The sequence below is a fragment of the Microbulbifer sp. ABF4_143 genome (assembly GCF_056160225.1).
Genome location: NZ_JBSWWT010000011.1, coordinates 152,090 through 167,130 on the forward strand (window position 1 = coordinate 152,090; position 15,041 = coordinate 167,130).

13 protein-coding genes are annotated in these 15,041 nt (G+C 64.1%); 7 read left to right on the forward strand and 6 right to left on the reverse strand.

Annotation, left to right across the window (positions count from 1 at the left end):
- Positions 1-3: 3 nt before the first annotated feature.
- The gene (locus ACXAF3_RS10790) at positions 4-741 is read right to left on the reverse strand and encodes a hypothetical protein (protein WP_475112304.1); all 738 of its coding nucleotides are present in this window, start codon (positions 739-741) and stop codon (positions 4-6) included.
- Positions 742-1,045: 304 nt separating this feature from the next.
- Between ACXAF3_RS10790 and sodB the strand changes: the two genes are divergently transcribed.
- Positions 1,046-1,627 (forward strand): superoxide dismutase [Fe], encoded by a 582-nt coding sequence (gene sodB / locus ACXAF3_RS10795; protein WP_475112305.1) that lies wholly within the window; start codon positions 1,046-1,048, stop codon positions 1,625-1,627.
- Between the two features lie 160 nt (positions 1,628-1,787).
- The gene (locus ACXAF3_RS10800) at positions 1,788-3,671 is read left to right on the forward strand and encodes a DUF885 domain-containing protein (RefSeq protein ID WP_475112306.1); all 1,884 of its coding nucleotides are present in this window, start codon (positions 1,788-1,790) and stop codon (positions 3,669-3,671) included.
- Between the two features lie 236 nt (positions 3,672-3,907).
- On the opposite strand, the gene ACXAF3_RS10805 is transcribed toward ACXAF3_RS10800, so the two are convergent.
- Positions 3,908-5,725: a DUF885 domain-containing protein gene (locus tag ACXAF3_RS10805; RefSeq protein WP_475112307.1), complete on the reverse strand. Its 1,818-nt coding sequence runs from the start codon at positions 5,723-5,725 to the stop codon at positions 3,908-3,910.
- Between the two features lie 100 nt (positions 5,726-5,825).
- Positions 5,826-6,758 (reverse strand): universal stress protein, encoded by a 933-nt coding sequence (locus tag ACXAF3_RS10810; protein ID WP_475112308.1) that lies wholly within the window; start codon positions 6,756-6,758, stop codon positions 5,826-5,828.
- A 189-nt stretch (positions 6,759-6,947) separates the two neighbouring features.
- Between ACXAF3_RS10810 and ACXAF3_RS10815 the strand changes: the two genes are divergently transcribed.
- Positions 6,948-8,459 carry a thymidine phosphorylase family protein gene (locus ACXAF3_RS10815; protein WP_475112309.1) on the forward strand — a complete coding sequence of 504 codons (1,512 nt, stop codon included), beginning with the start codon at positions 6,948-6,950 and terminating at the stop codon, positions 8,457-8,459.
- A 49-nt stretch (positions 8,460-8,508) separates the two neighbouring features.
- Here the strand turns inward: ACXAF3_RS10815 and hda are convergent, their stop codons facing one another.
- The gene (hda, locus tag ACXAF3_RS10820) at positions 8,509-9,240 is read right to left on the reverse strand and encodes a DnaA regulatory inactivator Hda (protein ID WP_475112310.1); all 732 of its coding nucleotides are present in this window, start codon (positions 9,238-9,240) and stop codon (positions 8,509-8,511) included.
- 1 nt (position 9,241) lies between these two features.
- On the reverse strand, positions 9,242-10,339 hold the full coding sequence (locus ACXAF3_RS10825; RefSeq protein WP_475112311.1) for a DUF2066 domain-containing protein: 1,098 nt from the start codon (positions 10,337-10,339) through the stop codon (positions 9,242-9,244).
- 265 nt (positions 10,340-10,604) lie between these two features.
- Here ACXAF3_RS10825 and purM point away from each other — a divergent pair, with 265 nt between their 5' ends.
- The 4 genes from purM to ACXAF3_RS10845 all read left to right on the forward strand — a co-directional run bounded on the left by purM (position 10,605) and on the right by ACXAF3_RS10845 (position 14,763).
- Positions 10,605-11,666 carry a phosphoribosylformylglycinamidine cyclo-ligase gene (gene purM, locus ACXAF3_RS10830; RefSeq protein ID WP_475112312.1) on the forward strand — a complete coding sequence of 354 codons (1,062 nt, stop codon included), beginning with the start codon at positions 10,605-10,607 and terminating at the stop codon, positions 11,664-11,666.
- Complete coding sequence (gene purN, locus ACXAF3_RS10835) at positions 11,666-12,319, forward strand: phosphoribosylglycinamide formyltransferase (RefSeq protein WP_475112313.1); 654 nt, start codon at positions 11,666-11,668, stop codon at positions 12,317-12,319. Before purM ends, purN begins: the two co-directional genes overlap by 1 nt.
- Before the next feature lie 99 nt (positions 12,320-12,418).
- Entirely contained in the window at positions 12,419-13,138 is a 720-nt protein-coding gene (locus ACXAF3_RS10840; protein ID WP_475112314.1) for a DUF3108 domain-containing protein, read from the forward strand.
- A gap of 233 nt (positions 13,139-13,371) precedes the next feature.
- Positions 13,372-14,763, forward strand: a complete 1,392-nt coding sequence (locus ACXAF3_RS10845) for an OmpP1/FadL family transporter (protein WP_475112315.1) — start codon at positions 13,372-13,374, stop codon at positions 14,761-14,763.
- A gap of 59 nt (positions 14,764-14,822) precedes the next feature.
- On the opposite strand, the gene ACXAF3_RS10850 is transcribed toward ACXAF3_RS10845, so the two are convergent.
- A partial coding sequence (locus tag ACXAF3_RS10850) for a transposase (protein ID WP_475112316.1) occupies positions 14,823-15,041 on the reverse strand: 219 nt, incomplete at its 5' end.

Genomic DNA, 15,041 nt, shown 5'->3' on the forward strand with positions numbered 1-15,041 from the left:
CGGTTACATGGACGAGGCGGTGGAGCCGCCGCTCTGCAGCGAGCGGATGGCGTCGCGCAGCTGTACCAGATCCTTGTTCACCGAGCGGCGGTAGGCGTCGATGGACTCCACCGCCTCCTCGTTGGCGCCGACGCGGGCGGTCAGGTCGGTGCGCACCGACGCCAGTTGACGCTCCAGTCGCGCCAGCTTGTCCGCCGTGTCGCGCTGGCTCGCGGTGTTGGCCTTGCGCAGCTCCGCCAGGGCGGATTCCACCGCAGCGATCTTCTTCAGGCTGCCGTCGAGGCCCTTGACCTTGCCGGACAGAGCGGCCAGTTCCTTCTTGTTGGCCGCCGCGGCGCTCTTGTTGGCGGCGATGGCCTTGCGGTTGGTGTCGTAGGACACGCCCCAGAGCTTGCGGATCTCGGAGGCGTTCTCCTTGACCTTGGCGTTCAGTACCTCGACCGAGGCGGAGGCCTCCTCATCCGACATCTCGAAACGCTTCTCCAGCTCCGCGATACGGCTCTCGGCATCCACCAGCTGCACCCGGCTCAGCTGCCACTGCTGGTACAGGAAAGCCGCCGCGCCGAGGCCGGCCAGGGCCAGGATCAGCGCGATCACGGCCAGAATGGAGATACCGCCGCTGCGCTCGACGGCGACCGCCTCCGGCTCCGGCGCACGGGGACTGCTGCGGCCTATGGGGCCGTTGTCCAGTTGCGGCTCTATGGCGGTGCTGCCGTCCAGTGTGGGCTCTCTGCGTTGCATGTTTGACAATACCCGATGGTTTTGATGTGACCGGATCCGCGTTTTTATTCACACACGGAGCCGGTGATTGGTCGAATTCAGCGGCATTTATACCAAAGATTGACGAAAAAGTAAGCGACCTCAAGTAAGACTAGACGACAGCCGGCGAAGTAAATTTCGCCCCGCCCCCTTGTGATTGAGCAAATCGTCCCAACCTTCCAGGGCCTGTCCACACTAAATTCGACAACCGCGCCGGCTTAATTCTGACATGGCGCGCGTGTAGAATGCTCCCACCAATAACCCGAGACAAAGGAAGGAAGACACCATGGCTTTCGAACTGCCCGAACTCCCCTACGCGAAGAATGCCCTGGAACCGCACATCTCCGAGGAGACCCTGGAGTACCACTACGGCAAGCACCACAAGACCTATGTGGACAAGCTGAACGGCCTGCTGGAAGGCACCGCCGACGCCGACAAATCCCTGGAAGAGGTGATCAAGACCTCCTCCGGCGGCGTGTTCAACAACGCCGCGCAGGTGTGGAACCACACCTTCTACTGGAACTGCCTGAGCCCGAACGGCGGCGGCGCGCCCACCGGTGCCGTGGCCGAGGCCATCGACAAGGCCTTCGGCTCCTTCGACAAGTTCAAGGAGGAGTTCACCACCAGCGCGGTGAACAACTTCGGTTCCGGCTGGACCTGGCTGGTCAAGAAAGCCGACGGCTCCGTGGCCATTGTCAACACCTCCAACGCCGGCACCCCGCTGACCGAAGCGGACCAGACCCCGCTGCTGACCTGCGACGTCTGGGAGCACGCCTACTACATCGACTACCGCAACCTGCGCCCGAAGTACCTGGAAGCCTTCTGGAACCTGGTGAACTGGGACTTCGTGAACAAAAACTTCGCCTGATCGCAGGCGACAGCAAAAAAGCGGGCCATGTGCCCGCTTTTTCGTGGGGCACACTCTGTGCCTCTCCCGCCTTGCCGGCCGCCTGCGGCCGTGCAGATTGGCTCGAAAAATTTGTCACATTTGCAGCTACAAAAAATACTCCAAGACTGGGAATGCCACCATGAAGTTGAAACCCACCCTGCTCGCCGCCGCCATAAGCGCACTGATCGTGACAGGCTGTGACCGCGGCCACAAATCCGAGGCCCCGGAGCAGAGCGCTGCCGAAACCGCCACCGAGACCACCGAGATGGTTGCCCCTGCCGCGGGCGAAGCCGACGCCGAGGCCATTGCCCAGGCCAACAAGATGTTCGAGGACTTCTTCCAGGAGCACCTGTCCCGCAGCCCGGAGTTCAAGACCTTCCTCGGCATGAAGGAGGACTACGACAAGTGGGACGACCTGTCGCCGGAATTCGAGCAGCAGACCCACGAGATCAACCAGCGCCAGCTGGCGGAACTGAACAAGCTCGACCCGAGCAAGCTGGACGACGCCACCCACCTGAGCCTGAAGCTGGCCAAGCGCAACCTGGAACAGGAGATCGAGGGCTACCAGTGGCGCCTGCACTCCTACCCGGTCAATCAGATGTACGCGACCCACACCGGCGTCGCCTCGCTGCTGATCAACCAGCACCGCATCGACGACGCCTCCGACGCCGAGGCCTATATCGCGCGCCTGAACGCGCTGCCGGAGCACTTCGCGCAACTGCAGCAGAATCTCGAAGCCCGCGCCGAGGCCGGCACCATAGTGCCCAAGTTCGTCTTTCCCTATGTAATCAGCGACGCCCAGAACCTGATCAAGGGCGCGCCCTTTGACGACGGCGAAGACAGCACCCTGTTCGCCGACTTCAAGGGCAAGGTGGCAAAACTGGAGATCTCCGACGAACAGAAACAACAGCTGATCGGCAAGGCCAAGAGCGCCCTGCTCTCCAGCGCCGGCCCGGCCTACGAGAAGCTGATCAGCTACCTGCAGCAGCTGGAGAAAAAAGCCACCACCGACGACGGTGCCTGGAAGCTCGCCAACGGCGACGACTTCTACAGCTTCAAGCTGAGGCAGTACACCACCACCGATATGAGCGCCGACGAAATTCACGAGGTGGGACTGAAGGAAGTGGCGCGCATTCACGACGAGATGCGCGAGATCATGAAGAAGGTGGAGTTCGACGGCAGCCTGCAGGAATTCTTCGAATTCATGCGCACCGACGACCAGTTCTACTACCCGAACACCGAAGCCGGCAAGCAGCGCTACCTGAAAGAGGCCACCGAAATCATCGATACGATGAAGGGCCGCCTGGACGAGCTGTTTATCACCAAGCCGAAGGCGGACCTGATCGTGAAGGCGGTGGAGCCCTTCCGCGAGAAATCCGCCGGCAAGGCCTTCTACCAGCGCCCGGCGCCGGACGGCTCGCGCCCCGGCATCTACTACGCCAACCTGTACGATATGAAGAACATGCCCATCTACCAGATGGAGGCGCTGGCCTACCACGAGGGCATTCCCGGCCACCATATGCAGCTGTCCATCGCCCAGGAGCTGGAGGGCATTCCCAAGTTCCGCAAGTTCGGCGGCTACACCGCCTACACCGAGGGCTGGGGCCTCTACTCCGAGCTGGTGCCTAAGGAGATGGGCTTCTACCAGGACCCCTACTCCGACTTCGGCCGCCTGGCGATGGAACTGTGGCGCGCCGGCCGTCTGGTGGTCGACACCGGCATCCACAGCAAGAAGTGGACCCGCGAGGAGGCCATCGAGTACCTGCAGCAGAATACGCCCAACCCGAAGGGCGACGTGGTCAAGGCCATCGAGCGCTATATCGTGATGCCGGGCCAGGCCACCGCCTACAAGATCGGCATGCTGAAGATCGTCGAACTGCGCGAGAAGGCGAAGAAAGCACTGGGCGACCAGTTCGATATTCGCCAGTTCCACGACGTGGTACTCGCCAACGGCGCCGTGCCGCTGGATGTACTGGAAGACCTGGTGGACGAGTGGGTTGCCGAGGTCAAAGCCCGGCAGTAACCGCCCTCCACGAACAAGCGGGCCGTCATTTGGCGGCCTCAGCTTGTCGATAACCCCTGCGCCCGGCTGTCGTTGAGTGCAGTGGCGGCAAAGCGCTAGGACGGTTCGAAATACCCGTCCTGGCACTTTGCCTTCGATTCTGACTTCAGAACTTTGTCAGCAGTCCGGGGCCGCCTTTCGGCGGCTTTTTTTCCTGCAGAAACCGCCGACCCCGCGCCGGCGGACCGCATTTGCCGTCAGCCGCGCCGGCTGGCAATCCAGTCGTCGATCTGGTTCTCCAGCACCGCCATCGGCATGGCGCCATTGGTCAGCACCACATTGTGGAACTGGCGGATATCGAAGGCATCGCCCAGTTCGGTCTGCGCCTTTTCGCGCAGCTGCAGGATTTTCATCATGCCCGCCTTGTAGGCCAGCGCCTGCCCCGGCCAGACCAGGTAGCGCTCCACTTCGGTGGTGACCTCCGTCTCGGTCGTGCCGGTCTTTTCCACCATATAGTCGATGGCCTGCTCGCGGCTCCAGCGCTTGTAGTGCATGCCGGTATCCACCACCAGGCGCACAGCGCGGAACATCTCCGCCTGCAGCCGGCCCAGGTCATCGTAGGGATCCTCCTGGAAGCCGGCCTCCTTCGCGACCTTCTCGGCGTAGAGCGCCCAGCCCTCGGAGTAGGCGGTAAACAGGCCCAGCTTGCGGAAGGTGGGCACACCCTCCAGTTCCTGGGCTATGGCCAGTTGGAAGTGGTGGCCGGGCACCGCCTCGTGATAGGCCAGGGTGCGCATACCGAATTTCTTGGTCTCGTGCACGTCGCGCAGGTTGGCGTAGAAGACGCCCGGGCGCGAGCCGTCCATCGCCGGCGGATTGTAGTAGGCGCCGGCGGAGCCCTCCTCCTTGAACTCGGGTACCCGCCGCACCTCGACGCCCATGGCCGGCTTCACATCGAAGTAGTCGCCGAGGCCCGCGTCTATCTCGTCGATGATCCTCTGGTAGTCGGCGATGATCTGCTCGCGGCCCGCGTCACTGGCCTCGTAGAGGAACTGCGGCTGCTCATTGAGCCGCGCGAAGCGCTCGCCGATGGTGCCGCTGTCCATGCCCAGGGCGGCGAAGATCCGCTTCATCTCCGCCTCGATGCGCGCCACCTCGGCCAGGCCTATGTTGTGTACTTCCTCCGGAGTCATGTCCGAAGTCGTGTGGCTGCGCACCTTGTAGGCGTAGAATTCGTCGCCATCCGGCAGGCTCCAGACACCGCGGTTGCCCTGCGCCTTCGGCTGCAGGGCCTCGTAGTAGGCAATCAGCTTTTCGTAGGCCGGGTAGACGTCCGTCTTGATCAGGGATTCACCGCTGGCCAGTATCCGCTCGCGCTCGTCCGCGGCCAGCCCGTCCAGCCTGTCGAGCCGCTCCACCAGGGATGTATAGAGAATGTTCTCAGTCGCGGGGACGCCGATAAATCCACGCATCTCCTCCAGCACTCCGTCGATCACGAAGCGCGGCGGAATGATATTGCGCGCCTCGCGGATCTTCAGGCCCTCGAGCACCTGGTCGAACTTGCGATCCACCTGGCCGAGGCGGGACAGGTAGTAGTCCGCCTCCTTCACATTGTTGATCTGGTGAATCTCCGCGAGGAATTCCGGCAGCCGGTTCTGCTCGCCGGACATCTGGTTGAGGGGGTAGTTGTGGTACTGCCAGCGCTCGCCCTCGAGCATATCGCTGAGGAAATACTCGAAGATATCGTAGGAGACCGCGTCCTGCCCCTCCAGCGCCGCGCGGTCGTAGCTCCGCAGTACCGCCAGCTCATCCCTGACTATCTGCATCTGGCGCCGCCCCTCGGCCTCGGACACGTCGTCCAGGTGGGCGTTGTGCCCGTCTATGCCGAACTGTTCGAAAACCCGCAGCTGCGACAGTATCTCCGGGCTGGTGGTGCCCAGCTTGATAAAGGCGCGCTCGAAGTACACATTGATGGACCAGGGTTTGAAATAGATGGCGTTGACGGCGAAGACGCCGACGGCCAGCACCCCGGCCAGCAGTACACCGCCCGTCCACTTGGCAATTCTTTTTATCATTGGTTCTGCTCCGTTTGGAAAGCGCTCTATTCTTCTACATTTCAGCGCGCACAACCACTCAGACGAACCGCACGGGTGAAACAGATGCGGCGGCCGCGGATTATTTCACCGGGGAGACGAAGTCACTGGGCTTCAGCGCCAGCAGGGAGCAGCTGACCTTCTGCAGGATATTCTCCGCGGTGTTGCCCATGATGAACCCCGGGATACCGGTACGCCCCACGGTGCCCATCACCAGAATGTCGAACTTCTTCTCCTCGATCAGCAGCGGGATATAGCGGTCCGGGCGGGCGATGGCGTGGTGCACATCGAGTTTGCCGCCGATACCCGACGCCTGGATCAATACATCGAGTTTGGAGCGGTGCTTAGCGCGGGCCGCCTCGGTGGCCCGGTCCAGCTCCTCGTCCGAGGCACTGACGGGAAATTTGTGGCGCAGGTATTCGTCCACGTCGTAGTCCCAGCAGGAGATGATATGCAGCTCGCCGCTGCAGGTATCCGCCAGCGCCCGGGACCAGCGCAGCAGGCGGATCGCCAGGTCGTAGGCGCTGGGTTCCTCGCACTCCGGGTCCACGGCCACCGCGACATTGATATCCTGGTGGGCGTTGGCGATCGGGCGGCACAGCCACACCGGGCAGGGGCACTTGCGCAGCAGCTCCATATCGATGGCCTTGAACCCCTCGCGCTGGGCGCGCCCCTCGACATTTTTGATCACCAGGTCGTAGCCCTCCTGCAACACGCGGCGTATCACCCGCTCCGCCGGCCGGCTGCCGCACTCGGCTTCCACCTCCAGGTTCAGTTCGTCCTCCGACAGCTTCAGCTGCTCGCGCACCGCCGCGACGCTGTCGCGCACCCGCGCCTCGAGCGCCTCCATACACAGCTGCCGATACTCCCCGAAATCGTCCGGCACCGCCGGGCACACCACCAGCACCTTCACCGCCGCGTGGTTGTTGCGCGCCACGGCCAGGGCCTGCAGCAATCCCCCGCTCTCGTCACCGGTCGCGTGGCTGACATACAGGATGTTGTGAAAATTTTGCATATCGCTAACTCACACCTCCGGGCTTTCAGGAATAAAAAGGCGGCAGCCCCATGAACGCCACGGCAACTGCCACAATTTATTGTGGCAGTTGCGCGATTCAAACGGGGATCTTCGGGGAAGTTGCGCGCGCCGTCGCACTCCGGCCGCATTTGCCGGCGGCAACAACGGTGGAATCAGCGGTACCAATCCATGGCGGAAACCGGACAACTGCGCGCCCTGCTGATGGGCATAGACACCCACGAGGAGCCGGTGGTCTATCTGCGCAGCGACAGCGATATCTGCCGCGCCGAGGGCTTCACCGCCAACACCCGGCTGCAGATCCAGGCCGACGGCCGAAGCATTATCGCCACCCTCAATATCGTCAACCGGGCGGTGCTGCCGTCGGGTACCATCGGTTTCTCCGACAGCGCCTGGCGCTGCCTGCGGCTGCGCGACGGGCAGCGGGTCAAGGTGCGCCACGCACCGCTGGTGGCGTCTCTGTCGGCGCTGCGCAAAAAGATCCAGGGGCGGGAGCTGGCTGGGCTGGAAATCAGCGCGATCATTCGCGATATCGGCCAGATGCTCTACTCGGACATCGAGATCGCCAGTTTCCTCACCGCCTGTGCCGGCGGGCGCCTGAATCCGGCGGAAATCACCGCCCTGACCCGGGCCATGGCCGCCAGCGGCAACCGCCTGCACTGGCCGGGGTGCGACAGAGTATTCGACAAGCACTGTATCGGCGGGCTGCCGGGCAACCGCACCACGCCGATCGTGATCGCCATCGCCAGCGCCGCCGGGTTGATGATCCCCAAGACCTCATCGCGCGCCATCACCTCCCCCGCCGGCACCGCCGACACCATGGAAGTCCTGACCCGCGTAGACCTCAGCCTCGCGCAGCTGAAACGGGTCGTGACCACCACCGGCGCCTGCCTGGCCGCCGCAGGGGAGGTGGGACTTTCCCCCACCGACGACCTGCTGATCCGCATAGAGCGCGCGCTGGATCTGGACAGCGAGGGGCAGCTGGTCGCCTCGGTGCTGTCGAAGAAAATCGCCGCCGGCTCCAACCATATACTGATCGATATGCCGGTGGGCCCGACCGTCAAGCTGCGCGACCGGGCCCAGGCGGAGCGGTTGTCGAAACTCTTCTACGGCGTCGCCGAGGCGCTGGGACTGCATATCCGCTGCGTCGTCACAGACGGCTCCCAGGCGATAGGCCGCGGCATAGGGCCGGCTCAGGAGGCCCGCGATGTGCTCGCGGTGCTGTGCAACGCCGACGAGGCGCCGGCGGACCTGGTGGAACGCGCGCTGTTTCTCGCCGCGCAGCTGCTGTCGATGGCGTCCGGCGAGGCGGACGCCGCTTGCCTGGCGCGGGCGCGGGAACTGCTCCAGTCCGGCCGCGCCTGGCGGCAGTTTCGGCGTATCTGCGAGGCCCAGGGCGGCCTCAGAACGCCCCCGCAGGCGCGCCACCGGGCGCCGCTGCGCGCCTGGCGCGACGGCAGGCTGTGTGCGATGGACAACCGCCGCCTGGCTCGGCTGGCGAAACTGGCCGGCGCCCCCTCCTCCCCCGAGGCCGGGCTGCGCCTGCAGGTGAAGGTGGGCGACGCGGTGGTCTCCGGGCAGCCGCTGGCCACGCTGTTCGCGCAAACCCCGGGGGAGCTGGCCTACGCGCAGGAGTACTTCCGCCACAACCGCGATCTGTTCGAACTCGGCAGCGGAGACTGAAGCGCCTTTCTGCCGGCGCCAGTGAGTGGTCACCAGCGCCAGCGGTCAGTCAAATCCCGAGCACCTGTTTCACGAACGGAATGGTGATCTTGCGCTTGGCCATCAGCGAGGCCCGGTCCAGCTGTTCCAGGTACAGGAAGAGCGCGCGGGTATCGCGCGGGGCGCGGTGGAGGATGTACTGGGCCACGTCCTCCGGCAGGTCGAAGCCGCGCAGGCGGCTGCGCCGGCGCAGGGCGGCGAGCTTGTCGCCGTCGTCGAGGGGCTGCAGCTGGAATACCAGCGCCCACTGCAGGCGCGACTGCAAGTCCGCCAGATCGATTTTCAGGCCGCGGGGGGACTGGCGCGCCCCCAGCAGCAACTGGCCGCCGCCGTCCTTGACCCGGTTGTAGAGGTGGAACAGCGCCGTCTGCCACTGCGGCTGCCCCTCCAGCAGGTGCAGGTCGTCGATACACACCAGCTCCAGCTGCTCCAGGCCGTCGAGTATCACCGCCGGTTCCAGCGCCAGCAGGTCCGCCAGCGGCAGGTACTGAAAGGAGCGCCCGCGGGCCTCGGCGCTCTGACACACCGACTGCAGCAGGTGGCTGACACCGCTGCCCGCCTCGCCCCACAGGTAGATCACCGGCTCCGGGTTCTCCCCGCTGGCAAAGGTCTGCAGCAGGGCCACCACCTGGCGATTGGGATCCGCCTCGGACAGGTAAAAGTTGTCAAAGGTGGCGTCGTCCCGCAGGGACACACCCAGCGGCAACTGTTGCGGTACGCGCTCGCCCTTCCCGCCAGTCATCTCAGTGCCAGCGGTAGCGCAGCGGGTTGTCCGCGCTGCCCAGCGGGGCGCGGTAACCGCTCAGATCGATGGGGTCCGCATCCGCCTGGGCCTGCAGCTTGCGGTTCAGGGCCAGGGCGTCGCGGAGGTTGCGCAGCGGCGCCGAGGTGGTCAGGGCCAGGCGCAGGCGGTCGCCCTCCACAGACAGCAGATCGGCACTGCTGACCTGCGCCAACCCCCGCAGGTAGGCGGAGGCCTGTGTGTAGTCCGCGAAGCTGTCCACGCCGGAGAGCTCGACAATGACCGCGCTGCGGTGGCCGCCATCGCCGTCGGTGCGCACCGCATAGCGCTGCGCCAGCAGATTGGCCGCCTCGTCGATACCGCGCAGGGCCACCTCCTCCAGGGAGCTGCCGCTGGCGTCGAAGGCGTAACTGCGGCCGCCGTGAATCAGCAGCCAGTTCCCCTGCCAGCGCTGGCCCGAGGCCTCCAGCAGGCGCCCCATCAGGGTCGCGTCCGGCCGGTAGCGCACCCCGGCCTGCTCGGCGGCGCGCTCGTCCAGGGCCCAGAGATTGCCCAGCGGCATATTGCGCTGGTCGTTCAGGTCCATAACCGGGAAATCCACCGGCAGGCCGCGCTCGATAGCCATGGCCTCCAGGGCCGCAAACAGCTCCGGGCTGTCCTCCTCGCGCAGTGCGCTGCGGCCGCCCTGCAGGGTATCCACCGCCATCCACACCAGGGTGCCGGGGCGGTTGTTCGGCCACATGGGCAGCCCCAGCTTGTGCACCTGATCGGAAACCGCCTGGGGGTCGAAGGAGAGGTACAGGTAGAGCTGATTGTCTTCGCTGGTGTAGCGATAGCTCTGCACGAACTGCTGCGCCTGCTGCAATACCGGCGTCAGTTGGGGGTTGCTGCCGATGGCGGCATCGCCGGTCACGCGCACAAAGATGCGCTCCAGCCCTCGGCTGCTGGCGGCGGCGCGGTCGGTGGCGCCGCGGCTCGGCACCGCTTCCACCACTTCATACAGATCCGCGATCACCCGGGCCTGGGCCGGCGCAACCGGGGTGCACAGCAAGAGCACCTGTAGCACCGGTACCCACCCGTACCTGAGCAGCTTATGCATCGGATTCTTCCCCACTACCTCTTATCTTTGCAAAGGGCCTGTCTCGCGGCGCGAGGCGCCAAACCGGGAAGGCGCGGCCAAATTTGCGGCTATTGTATCAGTGTCGGGTATTTCTCCCAGTACCTGGCCCGCATTTCTGGCGAGGAGCTGCGGCACACGCCGGACCGCGGCGGCGGGGATCAGCGAGAATTGCCGGTCTATTCGCACATTTGAGCAGATTTCCTCTAGAATACGCGCCCTTCGACTACCCACCGCAGGATGAATCATGAGCGATTCCAAGCCCCAGCCCGCGAAACAGTCCCTCTCCTATAAGGATGCCGGTGTCGATATCGACGCGGGCAACGCCCTGGTTGAGCGCATCAAGCACGTCGCCAAGCGAACCACACGCCCCGAAGTGATGGGCGGACTGGGCGGATTCGGCGCCCTGTGCCAGCTGCCCAGCGGCTACAAGGAGCCGGTACTGGTCTCCGGCACCGACGGCGTCGGCACCAAGCTGCGCCTGGCCATGGACCTGGGCATCCACGACAGTATCGGCATCGACCTGGTGGCCATGTGTGTCAACGATCTGGTGGTCGCCGGCGCCGAGCCGCTGTTCTTCCTCGACTACTACGCCACCGGCAGGCTGAACGTGGATATCGCCGCGGAAGTGGTTTCCGGTATCGGCAAGGGCTGCGAACTGGCTGGCTGCGCCCTGGTGGGCGGCGAGACCGCGGAGATGCCCGGCATGTACGAGGGCGACGACTACGATCTGGCCGGCTTCTGTGTCGGCGTGGTGGAGAAGTCCGAGATCATCGACGGCAGCAAGGTCAAAGCCGGCGACGTGCTGATCGGCCTCGGCGCCAGCGGCCCCCACTCCAACGGCTACTCCCTGATCCGCAAGGTGCTCGAGATCAGCGGCGCCGATCTGCAACAGGCCATCGGCGACACGACCCTGGCCCAGGCGCTGATGGCGCCCACGCGCATCTACGTGAAGAACCTGCTGGAGCTGATGAAAGGCGCCCAGGTCAACGCACTGAGCCATATCACCGGCGGCGGCCTGCTGGAGAACCTGCCGCGGGTGCTGCCCGAAGGCACCTGTGCGCGCATCGACGTCAACAGCTGGGAAATGCCGCCGGTATTCCGCTGGCTGCGCGACGCCGGCAATATCGATGCCCGCGAGATGTACCGCACCTTCAACTGCGGTGTGGGCATGGTGGTCTGCGTGCCCGCCGAGGCTGCCGATGCGGCCCTGGACACCCTGCGCAAGCTGGGCGAAGACGCCTTCGTCATCGGCGGCATTGAGCCCGCCGCCGAGGGCGCAGAGGCGGTGGAGCTGGCGGGGCTTTGATGGCGGCAGACAAATGCAAGGTGGCCGTGCTGATTTCCGGCAGCGGCACCAACCTGCAGGCGCTGATCGACGCCGCGGCGAAGCCGGATGCCGACTTCTCCGTATGCGCGGTGATCAGCAACAAGGCGGACGCCTACGGCCTGACCCGCGCCGCCGAGGCCGGCATTCCCTCCTCGGTGGTCAACCACCGGGATTTCCCCGACCGGGACTCCTTCGACCGCGCCCTGATCGAGGAGATAGACCGCAGCGCCCCGGATCTGGTGGTACTGGCCGGCTTTATGCGCATACTGACGCCGGAATTCGTGCGCCACTACAGCGGCCGCCTGCTGAACATCCACCCGTCACTGCTGCCCAAATACCAGGGACTGCACACCCACCAGCGGGCCCTGGACGCGGGCGACAGCGAGCACGGCGCCACGGTGCACTTCGTCACCGAGGAACTCGACGGCGGCCCGGCCATAGTACAGGCCGCGGTGCCGATCGAACCCGGGGACACGCCGGAGCAGCTTGCCAAGCGGGTACAGGTACAGGAGCATCTGATCTACCCCCTGGCGGTCACCTGGTTCGCCCAGGGGCGCCTGCGCATGCTGGAGGACCGCTCGGAACTGGACGGCGAACTGCTGCCCCGCAGCGGAAAGCGGATCGACGGCTGAGCAATTGCACTTTTTGCGGCGGGCGGGGGTCAAAGAATCTGCAACGATGTCAGAACCGCCCCGCCTGCTGAGCTGGGGCCTGGACAACAGGAGGTGGCCGTGCCCTTGCGCTCCAACGCCCTTCGTTATTGGACCCTCGCTCTTCTCTTCCTCTCCGGTCAGCTGCTGGCTGCAGACCTGAAACCCTTTTCCGCCACCTACTCCGCCAGTTTCAACGGCATCGCCGTTACCGCGAAGCGCGAGCTCTCCGGCAGGGCGGACAGCTGGCGCCTGGACTTCAGCGCCGACTCGCTCTTCGCCGATATCCGCGAATACGCCCGCTTCGGCCTGAAGCATGGCCGCCTGCTGCCGCAACACTACGAGTACCACAGGACCGGATTGGGCAGGGACCGGCATACGGTGTTGAACTTCGAGCCGGCGCAGAGACGCGTGGTCAACGTCTCCAACCCCAAGCGCACGCTGGAAAACGCCCCGGCCGGCGCCCTCGACAAAATCACCTATCAACTGCAACTGGCGCTCGATGTCGCCACCGGCAGGGAGCCGCTCGTATACCAGGTCGCCGACGGCAGGAAAATTCGCGAATACAGCTTCTCCATCGCCGGCAGAGAAAAACTGCAAACCCCGCTGGGACCGATCGAAACAATCAGGGTACAGCGGGTGCGCGACGGCGACGCGGAGCGCGAAACCAGCATCTGGTTTGCGCCCCAGTGGAACTACGCACTGGTGAAGCTGAGGCAGCGCGAGGAAAATGGCAAAACCTACCAGATAGACCTGACCAAATTATCCATCGACGGAAAACCTGTCAGCGCAACTCAATAAAATTCCACCCCCACTCCAAAAGCCGGAAAAAAGTCGCGACACTCGATAGATTTTTCGGCCTTTTGTCTTTATAAAGTCGCCCGTTTCCACTGTTGGCGGAGTTTGGCGTTGCTAGACTTGCCGACAGGGAATTAATTGCGAAACCCGAAGGCATTTGAATATGCCTTCCCGCCACGCGCCAGTTTTTCAATTCTGCATGTGGCTTTTTGTCATCAGCAATAGAGTGGGATCTCATGAATAAGAATCTTCTGAGACGCGCAGCCCTGGCTGCCGCAATCAGCTCCGCCTCCAGCGGCGCCATGGCCGCTGGCTTTTACTTGCAGGAAACCAGCACTTCCGGCCTCGGCCGCGCCTTCGCCGCGGAGAACACCATCGGCGACAACGCCGCCATCCTCGCGCGCAACCCGGCGGGATCTGCGCTGTTTGACTCCTACACCATTTCCGGCGGCGTGACCTATATCAACCCGGAGATCGACGCAGCGGGCGACGTCACCTATTTTCTGCCGAACCAGGCGACCGGTGGCTTTATCCCGCTGGAACCGATCCACGTAAAGGATGACGACTACGCGACCAGCGCCTTTGTGCCCAACGCCTATCTGGCGGTGCCGATCGACGACTGCTGGTCCTTCGGCCTGGCCATGTACACCGACTACGGCCTGGAGACGGACTTCTCCAACGATTTCCTCGTCACGACCATCGCCAACAAGACCGAGTTGCTGACCGTCAATATAGCGCCGTCCGTCGCCTACGACTTCAACGACCAGTTCAGCATCGGCATCGCGGCCAACTTCCTCTACGCCGACGCGAAACTGAAAACGACCATCCCCAACAACTTCCCCCTCGACCCGGTGCTGGCACCCGTGATCGGCCGCAACCTGTCCGGCGCCACCGTTCTCGATCTCGAGGGTGACGACTGGGATGTCAGCTGGTCTGTCGGCGCCCTGTGGCGCATCTCCGATCACACCCGTGTCGGCATCTCCTACCACGCGGAATCCGACCCCAAGCTGGAGGGGGATGTCAATTCCAATCTGGTTCCGAGCCCGCTGGCGCCGTTCGACAACGCGGACGCCCATCTCACTCTGGATCTGCCGGACACCTGGGAACTGGGCTTCTACCACCGCTTCGATGAAAACTGGGGCCTGGCGCTGGGCGCCATGTGGACTGACTGGGACGATTTCGAGCGCCTGGAAGGCTTTATCGAGGGTTTTGGCCCGCCCTTCGATCCGCTGCTGATCAAGGAGGAGAACTTCGAGAGCGGCTGGCGCTACAGCATCGCCGCTGAGTACTACCCCTGCGAAGAGGTCACCTGGCGCATCGGTTACGCCTACGACGAGGGTGCCGCCCGCGACGGCCTGAACCCGCTCGACGAGACCGCCAACGCCTTCGGGCTGCCGATCACCTGGCGCACCCTGTCCATTCCGGATACCGATCGCCAGTGGGTGACCATCGGCGGCACCTACGAGTTCAACAACCAGTTGAGCATCGACGGCGGCTTCGCCTACCTGTGGGGCGACGACGAAACCATTCAGGAGTTCACCACAGTCCCGGTACCCACCTACTTCGATGGTGGCACCACCAATATCGAAGCCTGGCTGGCCGGTGTATCCCTGAACTACACCTTCTGATAGTCGCCGGGAAACACTTAGGGAAAAGGCCGCACGTTTTGTGCGGCCTTTTTTATGGTTCATCGCACTTTACCGGGAAACGCGGCTTTGATCTTTAGGAAGAAGTAGCCGTTGTCCCGGTATCCGTAGGCCGTGCGCTTGATCACCTTGATGCGGTTGTTCATGCCCTCCAGAACAGAGGTGTTTAGTCGGTAGGTAGCGCTGGCCACTATCCCCTCGACATAGCTGGACAACCTCCTGGCAAATCGCTGCACGGCCTCAAGGCCGCTTTCCCTGGC

What these genes read in the sequence shown, in the direction of transcription:
- ACXAF3_RS10790 (WP_475112304.1), bottom strand. Translation starts at nt 741, where the DNA reads ATGCAACGCAGAGAGCCCACACTGGACGGCAGCACCGCCATAGAGCCG.
- sodB (WP_475112305.1), top strand. Translation starts at nt 1,046, where the DNA reads ATGGCTTTCGAACTGCCCGAACTCCCCTACGCGAAGAATGCCCTGGAA.
- ACXAF3_RS10800 (WP_475112306.1), top strand. Translation starts at nt 1,788, where the DNA reads ATGAAGTTGAAACCCACCCTGCTCGCCGCCGCCATAAGCGCACTGATC.
- ACXAF3_RS10805 (WP_475112307.1), bottom strand. Translation starts at nt 5,725, where the DNA reads ATGATAAAAAGAATTGCCAAGTGGACGGGCGGTGTACTGCTGGCCGGG.
- ACXAF3_RS10810 (WP_475112308.1), bottom strand. Translation starts at nt 6,758, where the DNA reads ATGCAAAATTTTCACAACATCCTGTATGTCAGCCACGCGACCGGTGAC.
- ACXAF3_RS10815 (WP_475112309.1), top strand. Translation starts at nt 6,948, where the DNA reads ATGGCGGAAACCGGACAACTGCGCGCCCTGCTGATGGGCATAGACACC.
- hda (WP_475112310.1), bottom strand. Translation starts at nt 9,240, where the DNA reads ATGACTGGCGGGAAGGGCGAGCGCGTACCGCAACAGTTGCCGCTGGGT.
- ACXAF3_RS10825 (WP_475112311.1), bottom strand. Translation starts at nt 10,339, where the DNA reads ATGCATAAGCTGCTCAGGTACGGGTGGGTACCGGTGCTACAGGTGCTC.
- purM (WP_475112312.1), top strand. Translation starts at nt 10,605, where the DNA reads ATGAGCGATTCCAAGCCCCAGCCCGCGAAACAGTCCCTCTCCTATAAG.
- purN (WP_475112313.1), top strand. Translation starts at nt 11,666, where the DNA reads ATGGCGGCAGACAAATGCAAGGTGGCCGTGCTGATTTCCGGCAGCGGC.
- ACXAF3_RS10845 (WP_475112315.1), top strand. Translation starts at nt 13,372, where the DNA reads ATGAATAAGAATCTTCTGAGACGCGCAGCCCTGGCTGCCGCAATCAGC.